The 308-nt window shown below is 32.5% G+C and carries 1 pseudogene; it reads left to right on the top strand.

What is annotated here, in order from left to right:
- Positions 1 to 308, top strand: a pseudogene (gene kfiA, locus LZP73_RS19795) (K5 polysaccharide biosynthesis alpha-UDP-GlcNAc glycosyltransferase KfiA); the annotation flags it as partial.

The following is a 308-nucleotide window of genomic DNA, read 5'->3' as shown; positions in this document are numbered from 1 at the left end:
TAAAAATGATATGATCGTACTTACAGATGATGATATTATTTACCCTCCCGATTATGTAGAAAAAATGCTCAATTTTTATAATTCCTTTGCAATATTCAATTGCATTGTTGGGATTCATGGCTGTATATACATAGATGCATTTGATGGAGATCAGTCTAAAAGAAAAGTATTTTCATTTACTCAAGGGCTATTGCGACCGAGAGTTGTAAATCAATTAGGTACAGGGACTGTTTTTCTTAAGGCAGATCAATTACCATCTTTAAAATATATGGATGGTTCTCAACGATTCGTCGATGTTAGATTTTCTC

It is taken from the genome of Shewanella sp. AS16 (genome assembly GCF_021412365.1).
Classification (GTDB): Bacteria; Pseudomonadota; Gammaproteobacteria; order Enterobacterales; family Shewanellaceae; genus Shewanella; species Shewanella salipaludis.
The sequence above is the reverse complement of the archived record's forward strand: the minus strand, read 5'-3'. Positions and strand labels throughout refer to the sequence as shown.